The sequence below is a fragment of the Pirellulales bacterium genome (assembly GCA_035499655.1).
Taxonomy (GTDB): domain Bacteria; phylum Planctomycetota; class Planctomycetia; order Pirellulales; family JADZDJ01; genus DATJYL01.
Genome location: DATJYL010000107.1, coordinates 1 through 7,464 on the forward strand (window position 1 = coordinate 1; position 7,464 = coordinate 7,464).

The 7,464-nt window shown below is 57.8% G+C and carries 5 protein-coding genes; 4 read left to right on the top strand and 1 reads right to left on the bottom strand.

Features of this window, described 5'->3' with window-relative positions:
* Positions 1 to 1,963: type IV pilus assembly protein PilM (pilM, locus tag VMJ32_07590; GenBank protein ID HTQ38873.1), on the bottom strand; the 1,963-nt coding region annotated here is incomplete at its 3' end.
* A gap of 546 nt (positions 1,964 to 2,509) precedes the next feature.
* Here pilM and VMJ32_07595 point away from each other — a divergent pair.
* The 4 genes from VMJ32_07595 (at position 2,510) to VMJ32_07610 (ending at position 7,422) form a co-directional block, all read left to right on the top strand.
* On the top strand, positions 2,510 to 3,511 hold the full coding sequence (locus VMJ32_07595; protein HTQ38874.1) for a lysylphosphatidylglycerol synthase transmembrane domain-containing protein: 1,002 nt from the start codon (positions 2,510 to 2,512) through the stop codon (positions 3,509 to 3,511).
* Positions 3,512 to 3,622: 111 nt separating this feature from the next.
* Complete coding sequence (locus VMJ32_07600) at positions 3,623 to 4,696, top strand: glycosyltransferase (protein HTQ38875.1); 1,074 nt, start codon at positions 3,623 to 3,625, stop codon at positions 4,694 to 4,696.
* A gap of 4 nt (positions 4,697 to 4,700) precedes the next feature.
* The gene (locus VMJ32_07605; protein ID HTQ38876.1) at positions 4,701 to 6,563 is read left to right on the top strand and encodes a hypothetical protein; all 1,863 of its coding nucleotides are present in this window, start codon (positions 4,701 to 4,703) and stop codon (positions 6,561 to 6,563) included.
* A gap of 208 nt (positions 6,564 to 6,771) precedes the next feature.
* Positions 6,772 to 7,422 (top strand): pentapeptide repeat-containing protein, encoded by a 651-nt coding sequence (locus tag VMJ32_07610; GenBank protein HTQ38877.1) that lies wholly within the window; start codon positions 6,772 to 6,774, stop codon positions 7,420 to 7,422.
* The last annotated feature ends 42 nt before the right edge of the window (positions 7,423 to 7,464 follow it).

Consider the following 7,464-nt stretch of genomic DNA (forward strand, 5'->3'; position numbering starts at 1 on the left):
TGTCGATTCCCAAATCCTTGGTCGAAAGTGGAACCGGCCGCCCTTTATCATCCACGTCGGCCAACTGGATGTCGTTTTTCTCCCGCAATTCTTTGAGCAGGGTGCGGCGGACATATTCCGCGCCGCTGTTTTGATCGTCGCTATGGTTGTGGTAGTGGTGCGCCTTAATCATCACAATCCACCCGCCGGGGCCGCTTGCATCCAACAGGTTGCCACTGGCGTCGGGCGCTGCTGCCGGCGCCGCCGAACCGTCGGGAGCGGGCGCCGCCGGCGGCGGGGTGGCTGCAGTGGCGTCTGGCCCCGCGGGAGTTGCACCCGCTGGCGCCCCCGCGTTGGTATCGCCTGGGGCCGTACCCGCTCCAGTTGCAGGCGTCCCGTCGGGCGGTTTGGTTTTTTCATCGGTGGGCATCAATGGTTGCGCCGCGGCAATCCAATCGGTAAGGTCGGGCCGTTTTTCGCAATCGATGGAGTCCACATAAATGATATTGCGTTTGGAAATATCGTCGGGGGGCTTCTCATCGCGCGGCAGGCAATCGTTGATGGCTTTCAGCAGTTCCGCCCACACCACACGGCGTTCGCCAATGCTCGATAACCGCTGGCCGATGGCTTTCACTTTATCGTAGCTGTTGGCGTCGTCCTCTTTGGCCGCCTTAAAATCGGTTCCGGCGGTGTTGGCCATGTTCGTGGCCTGCTTCGCCGTGCTAAAGGCTTGTTGGTAATCGTCCAGGCGGGCGGAATTCCATTCGCGCCACCGCGCCAGATAACCAAACGCGCAGCCCAACAAGAGCGTGGCGACGGCCACCACAGCCCAGGGCTTTTTCGCGCGGATCATCCGGTCTTTAAAGATCTCGCGCGGCAACAAATTGGTGCTCAATTTCGCCAAGCCCAGGCCTTGCACGCATAGGCCATAGCACACCGCGAACGACAGCACGTTATCTTTGAATGCCGGGGAAGTTGTGACCGCGGAACCGTTCAACTTTTGGTAACTGTCCAGTTCCGCCACTTCCAAACCCAGGTTTTGCGCCAAGTATTTGTGCAAACCGCGGAGCTTCATCGCGTTGCCCAGGGGAATCACCCGGCCCAACTTGGCGGTCCGGTCCAAATTCTGGAAAAAGCTCAACGAGCGCTGCACCTCTTCCAGCAACTCGCCAAATACCGGCCGCATGGCCTGAAATACGGCCTTGGGGTCTTCGGCCTTCATGGCGTTGCGCTTCAAATGCTCCGCCTTGGCGAAGGTCAGTTTCATTTGTTTGGTCAGCGCCTTGGTGAAGTTGTTGCCGCCCAGATTCACCGTCCGTTGCCACACACGAAATCCGTTGGTGACCACCAAGTCCGACATCCCCGCACCCAAGGACATAACAATCACGCTCGCGGGCGGGTCTTCCGGATTGTATTGCTCCGTCGGCGGAATTTCCGGCATTTGATCGAACGTGGCAAAGTTGTACAGCGCCACAGGCGTTAGCTGCACAATGTCGATTTCGATGCCCGCGTCGGTAAACGGTTTTAAGGCGCGGTACACTTGATCGCGCTTCATCGCAAACAAGCCAACTTCGGTCTCCAGGGCGAAGCCTTCCTCGACGCTGCCGCCGGCCATTTGTTGGTAATCCCAGACCACGTCTTCCAGTGCGAAAGGAATTTGTTGCCGTGCTTCGTATTTGACAATGTCGGGAACTTTTTTCGATTCCACCGGCGGCAATTTAATGAAGCGGGCCAATCCGCTTTGGCCGGAAACCGAGATCGCCACCTTCATCCCCTTCACCGTGTTGCGAGACAGAAACGTCTCCAGCGCTTCCTTCAGCAACTCCACCGGATTGGCATCCGGCTGGCCGAGAATTTTGGGGTACTCGATAAAATCGAAGGCCTCGGCCACCACCGTGCCGGGTTCTTCGCCCTCGCGGCACAACAATGCCTTGAGCGAACACTGGCCCAGGTCGATTCCCCAGACAGACCCCATTTTGGCCATGTGATAGTTCCTCGATCTCTGTTCCGCACCCAGCAACCGCTGGAAAGCCGGCACTCAGCCTGTCGATCGAAAATGTCCCCTGGGCATCAAGCTCCCACATCAACACTAGGCAGTCACCTGGTTTACCGCCGACACGCGCAAGCCAAGTTCATTTTCCGTATTTCCCATTGTCTTGGCACAACGGCTCCATCACTGGGGATAAACGACAGCAAAAAGAAAAATCCGCTGGCGGAACCGCCAAGCCTCTCTCTAAACCAATGTACTGAGAGTAGATAGCGATTGTCAATCTTTTTGCCTTTCCGGGTGGTGTCTTACCAGATCCGGGTCGTGGGCCTGTTTCAATCTGGCCGGACTGTGCCATCGGTTGGGTGGCCGGGGTCGAGTGCCCCAAGCCTCTGGAAGTGTGCTACGGGGGGTTCCCAGCCAGGAGTCACGTCGAATTGGGCAAAAAGGGATTGGGCAGCAGCCAATCCCGCACTAAACTCCAGAGCCAATTCTGTAGATTGACGAATCCTTTTTCCGCACAATCCATTCCCAAATAGGCACATGGGAAATTTCATTCGCCGCTTCGGACTCCCAGTGCTCAAATTGAGCGTTTTGGCTCTGGTCGTTTGGGGCGGCCATCGGACCATTGCGGCGGGCCTGACCGATTTGCGCCAAAACGGTTGGCGACCGAGCCAACTACATCCGGCTTGGGCGGTCTTGGCCGGTCTATTGTATTTGCTCAGCCAGTATCCCAGCGGCTGGTTTTGGCATTGTGTTTTGATCGCTCTGGGCCAACGGATTCCACGTTGGCACGCATTACGGGCTTACTACATCGGACACTTGGGCAAATACTTTCCGGGCAAAGCGCTGGTGATCGCGCTGCGTGCCGCGCTGGTTAGCCGCCCGTATTGCAAAATCTCGCTGGCGGTCGTGGCCGTGTTTTACGAAACATTCACCACCATGGCCGTGGGGGGTGTTGTGGCCGCGATGATTCTATTGTTCACGCATCGTGAACAAACGTGGTTGATTGTCGGCGCTTTGGGGCTTGCGGTGTTGGTTGGTTTGCCAACGCTGCCGGTGGTATTTGTTCGACTGATGCGATTACTGCGCATGCTGCCGTTGGAACGAACTGCCAGCGAAGCAATTTCGTCCGATTCAAACGCCGCGGCGTCGTTCATTCATCCCAGCGCGAAATTGTTGCTATGCGGATGGTCGACCATTGCGATCGGCTGGATTTTCGCCGGGGCCAGTTTGTGGGCCGTGCTGCGTGCCATCGGCGTCGAAAACATGAATTTGTTGACCGATTTGCCGCTGGACACCGCCACGGTATCGCTGGCCGTGGTGTTGGGATTTGTATCGATGTTGCCGGCCGGGGTTGGTGTGCGCGACGTGGTTTTGCTGCAGCTGCTTGCGCCCCGGCTGGAGCAACTCATGCCGCAGCAAGGTCAATTGCTGGCGTTGGTGGCGGTGATTGTCTTGCGGCTGGTATGGCTGGCCGCCGAAGCCGCATTGGCCGCCGCTATTTATCCGTTGACGAAGGCCGGCAAAACCGCCAAACCGTGAGTGAATTCCGCGGCGAATTGGTGTATCCTAAAAGTTTGTGATCGTTTGTGGCCTTCTGTTTGAAATCTCTCGTCCCTCGATCCGCATTTTTTATTTCTCTCTCCTCCCGAAATGCTTTCCATCGTCATCCCTGTGTTCAACGAGGCGGAAAGCCTGCCGGCTTTACACAGCGAGCTGATTACCGTCATCGCCGCGCAGCACTATGATGCGGAAATCATTTTCGTCGATGACGGTTCCGACGACGCTTCCTGGCCGGCAATCCGCCAATTGGCGGCCACCGATCCGCGCGTGCGGGGCATCCGCTTTCGGCGGCGGTTTGGCAAAGCCGCGGCGCTCAGCGCCGGGTTTCGCGCGGCCCAGGGCGAAACCATTCTCACTCTGGATGCCGATTTGCAAGACGATCCCGCCGAAATTCCTAAACTGTTGGCAAAAATGGAACAGGGTTACGATGCCGTCAGCGGCTGGAAACAAATTCGGCACGATCCGGCTCACCGGGTGTTTGCTTCCCGCGTGTTCAATTGGCTGGTCAGCCGTATGACCGGGGTGCGTTTGCACGATCATAATTGCGGCCTGAAGTGTTACCGTCGCGAAATTTTCGACGAGGTACGGCTATACGGCGAATTGCATCGCTTTCTGCCGGTGCTGGCCGCGGCGCGCGGTTTTCGCGTGGGGGAAGTCGTGATCCAACATCGGCCCCGGCGATTCGGCCGTTCGAAATATGGCGCCGGCCGGTACGTGAAAGGTTTTCTCGATCTGCTCACCGTCAAGTTTCTCACCGGGTTTGGTCAGCGACCGCAGCATATCCTTGGCGCCGCCGGGTTGTTGTTCGTGTTGTGTGGACTGGGCGGGCTTGCATATCTGGCCGTCTATTGGTTATTGACCCAATTGCATCCCGCTTGGAATTGGACGCCGCTGCACGATCGGCCCGCGCTGCTGTATTCTTTGGGGGCGCTATTGTTTGGCGGCCAGATGATGTCGATTGGCTTTCTAGCCGAATTGATTACTTCATACTACGGCCGGGATGCGGACACGTATTCGATCGCCGAACGCTTGAACGAATTGCCGCAAAATGCCGAAAGTGGAAAATCGAAGCCGACTTCTTCCAGCGCCGGCAATGGCGAACGTCATGCCGTCGATCAGCTAACTACTTCCCCCGACCCGCAATGGACAGGAAGCGACCATTGATCTGATGAGCAACGTTCCCACCTCATTTCCGCCGGTACGGCCGAATCCCCCGTTGCGTTCGACCGATTTGCCTTCGCCGAAGCCGCAGTCAGCGAATCCAGCAGCTGGCAATCCGTCCGCCGTTAAACCGCCGGCCCCGGCTCGGCCGCCTGGCGCGCCTCCGCCCGTCACTTTGAAACGGGACGACAGCTCCGCCGCCAAATTTCGTCGCAGCGTGTATTCCATTTTGATCGCGCTGTCGGTCGGCACGATGGCCGGCCGAATATTGGCCGTCAATTCCGTCAATGTCATCCAGGCCGAGGAGCGCCTCAAGTCAGAAGCTGTCGACCAAGAAAAACAGAAACTGCAAGCCGCCGGCCAACTGGCAGGCAAAACCGATCACGATTTGGAAGAGCTGACCCGGGCCGATTGGCAAAAGCAGCGGCCGTTTCTCAGCGCCAACGATCGCAGCCGCTGGCTCACCGTACGCGCGCTGGTGGAAAACGGCACCTATGCCATCGAACAATACGTAACCGACCCCAAAACGTATCCCAATTGGGATTGCATCGATGTGGTCATGCACACCGATGCCTCCGGAGCGCCGCATTTATACAGCAGCAAACCGCCACTGTTGGCGACGCTGTATGCGGGGCAGTATTGGGCCATTTACAAAATCACGGCCGCGGTTCGGGGTAAGCCAGCCACGCTGAGCACAAATCCCTATGAAATCGACCGGGCCATGTTGTTGCTGGTGAACGTTTTGCCCCTGCTGGTTTACTTCTGTGTGTTGGCGAAAATGCTGGAGCGGTACGGCCGCACGGATTGGGGACGAATTTTTGTGATGGCCGCCGCCACGTTCGGCACGTTTCTTACGACGTTCGCCGTGGTGTTGAACAATCATTTGCCGGCTGCGGTAAGCGCGGTCATTACGCTGTACGCAGCGCTGCGAATTTGGTACGACGGCGAGCGCCGCTGGCGGTACTTTCTGATGGCCGGATTTTTTGCCGCCTTCACCGCCGCTTGCGAATTGCCGGCGCTGTCGTTATTCGCGCTCGTGTCCGTGGCCCTGTTATGGAAAGCCCCTCGGCAAACGCTGCTGGCTTATGCGCCGGCGGCGCTCATTGTGCTGGCGGCCTTTTTCGCCACGACTTGGTTGGCCCATCACAGTTTGATTCCGCCGTATGCCCATCGGCTTCATGATCATCCGTCAGAAACAGCATCCCTGGCCCCAAAATCCTCGCCGCAGTCCGCTGACACGAGTGCATCTACAACAAACACTGCGCCACAAAACTCTAATGCCAATACGCCGGGCCATTTCGAAGGCAACGTAAGGCTTGACTCCGGCCAAACCGTCACGCTGCGCGGCAACACCAACAACTGGTACGATTACGAATTCACCCGCACCGACGGAAAACTGGTGGAAAGCTATTGGCGTCAGCCGCAGGGAATCGACGAGGGGGAACCCTCGATTGGCAAATACGCGCTGCATGTGTTGGTCGGGCACCACGGTATTTTTTCGCTCACGCCGCTGTGGCTGCTGGCCATTCCAGGCTTGATGCTCCTCGTCGGCAGCAAGGGTTATCGGATGCCCGGCGCGGCACTGGCCATCGCGCTGATTTCAGTTGTGTGCATCGCCTTTTACATTACTCTGCCTGCCGACGAACGCAATTACGGCGGTTCCACCAGCGGCTTCCGTTGGGTGTTTTGGCTTGCGCCTCTGTGGTTATTTTCCCTTCTGCCCACGGTTGACAAACTGTCTTCCTGGGGTTCAGGACGATTTCTGGGTTATCTGCTGTTGGCGCTGGCGGTCCTTTCGGCCGCCTATCCGGTCTGGAACCCGTGGGCGCATCCTTGGTTGATGAATTTATGGACGTACATGGGTTGGTAATCGTTAAGCTGCCGCCAGCCGATTCAAGAAAAAAAGGTAGCTTTTTCACCACCCAATCTTGCCTGCCAACCCACTTTGAGCGATATTAAGGGGTGGCGAGTTTAAGGGAGGCAAGGCTTTACTGCCACGGGACCGGGGAAACCGCGCTGCGCGTCGATCTTTTGATCAGAGAGTCCCAGCACCCAAGGGCTTATGTCTTGGTGCGGCCATGATCCAGATCCGGCACAAATCGACAGGCGCCGTCCTGTTGGAAGTGGAGTCTGACACGCTGGCCGGCGCAAAACTGTCTGGCGCTCATTTGCAAGGCGCCAGCCTTCAGGGTCAGGATTTGCGCGGGGCGATCGTCAACAACGCCGATCTTCGCGAGGCCGATCTGCGCAACGCCAACCTGGTCAACGCCATTTTCAACTCCGCGGCGCTCGATTCCGCCAATGTCTCCCACGCCGATTTAGCCGGGGCCGATCTCACGGATTGCACCTTGGTCGGCGCCGATTTTTCCGCCGCCAACATGACCAAGGTCAATCTCCGCTACGCTAGGCTGGCCGGCGCCAATCTCTCCAATGCCGATCTGTCCAAATCGGATTTGAGCTGCACCGATTTGCGCGCCAACTTGAGCGGCGCCGTGCTACAAGGTACCGATTTGCGCGCCGCGGATATGAGCGGCGCGAACTTAATGGGGGCAAATCTGGAAGGGGCTAATCTCACCGGCGCAAATCTTAATTGCGCCATCATGACCCGGGCCCGCATGCGCGGCGCCGTCGATAAAACCGGGCGCACCGGCGCCCTAGTCGCCGCCAGCGCCGGCAGTGGAAAAACAGCCGCCAAACCCAGCCGACCCTGGTGGCAATTTTGGGGCTGAGCGACGTTTGTCCTTGGTCCCTTGTCATTCGTCCTTGGTATT

Excerpts from the sequence above, each read along its gene's own strand:
- VMJ32_07595 (HTQ38874.1), top strand. The coding sequence starts at position 2,510 with ATGGGAAATTTCATTCGCCGCTTCGGACTCCCAGTGCTCAAATTGAGC.
- VMJ32_07600 (HTQ38875.1), top strand. The coding sequence starts at position 3,623 with ATGCTTTCCATCGTCATCCCTGTGTTCAACGAGGCGGAAAGCCTGCCG.
- VMJ32_07605 (HTQ38876.1), top strand. The coding sequence starts at position 4,701 with ATGAGCAACGTTCCCACCTCATTTCCGCCGGTACGGCCGAATCCCCCG.
- VMJ32_07610 (HTQ38877.1), top strand. The coding sequence starts at position 6,772 with ATGATCCAGATCCGGCACAAATCGACAGGCGCCGTCCTGTTGGAAGTG.